Annotated in this window: 1 protein-coding gene; it reads right to left on the bottom strand. The window is 57.7% G+C overall.

The features are described 5' to 3' along the window. A partial coding sequence (locus AC1DRJ_RS28075; RefSeq protein WP_477805009.1) for a PAS domain S-box protein occupies nt 1-1292 on the bottom strand: 1292 nt, incomplete at both ends.

Genomic DNA, 1292 nt, shown 5'->3' with positions numbered 1-1292 from the left:
CCTTGAACCTGTCCAGATCCACAAAGAGCAGTGACAGCTTGCGTTGTTCACGTTTCGCCAGTGCGAGCATCTGAGCCAGCCGGTCTTCCATCATTCGGCGGTTGGGCAAACCGGTCAGCTGGTCGAAGAACGCCATTTTGCGGATGCTGTCCTCGGCGGCCTTACGCCGGGTGATGTCCCGGGAACTGCCAACAATGTGGGTCGGTCGGGAGGCGCTGTCGAGCATGATATTGGCGACCGTCTCGACTTGGACGCGATGGCCCTCCTTGTTCCGGACTTCCAGCTCGAGTTCGATGAAACAGGCCGTCAGGTCACCTTCGCCAACACGTCGAACATGCTCCTCCACTGTATCGCTCCACCTGCGTAACTCCTCCACAGACATCAGCTCGTCCGGTGGCTGGCCGGAGAACTCTTCCGGCGTCCAACCGTACAGCCGTGCAATCGAGGGACTCATATAGCTATAGGTCAAGTCCGGATATTGCATCACCCAGATCGCATCGTTGCTGTTTTCTGCGATCAGGCGATACAGGGCCTGGCTTTCCTGCAAGGCGTCAGCCAAACGCGCACGCTCGATGACCATCTGCGCGAGTTTGGCGTAATCCGCCAACAGGGCGAGATCCTCGGCATCCGGTGCGGCAGGTTCGCGCTGGTACAGGTTGAAAACACCGAGCACCTTGCCCTCACTATTTTTGATCGGCTGAGACCAAGCCGCACGCAACCCGAGACAGAGCGTCGCATCACGAATAGCGGCAAACTCAGGAGCGGCCCAATAGGGATGGCTGGCGATATCCTCAATAACGACGGTTTCTCCACGTTGAACAGCTGTCGCAGCAGAACCGCTCATGTCCTTAATCGGTACCCGAGCAATGGCACCCAACCACGTCTCTGGAAAATTGGGTGCGGCACAGCTGAGCAGTTCGTCACCATTGTCAGACACCAGCGACACGACACTCAGCATACCGGCGTGATAGTCATCGATGATGCGCAGCATGGTGTTCAATACCTCAGGCAACGAGGCATTCTGGCCCAGTTGCTCCAGCACCTGATTGTTTAGCCACAGGGAGTGATTGTGTGCTGCCAGGGCTTTTTCGGCGGCTTCACGGGCAAGGGTTTGTTCATGCAACTCGGTCACATCGGTCGAAAAACCGATCAGGGCCGGCGGTTGACCCGGCAGGTGCACCGGCACCTTGATCGACGCGTAGTAACGGGTTTTCCCCGCCGGTGTGATGAAGACTTCCTGGCCGCTTTGCTTTTTGCCCGAGTCGAACACTTGGCGATCCATGTCCCAGTAC

The sequence above is a fragment of the Pseudomonas sp. P5_B2 genome (genome assembly GCF_056400445.1).
The sequence above is the reverse complement of the archived record's forward strand: the minus strand, read 5'-3'. Positions and strand labels throughout refer to the sequence as shown.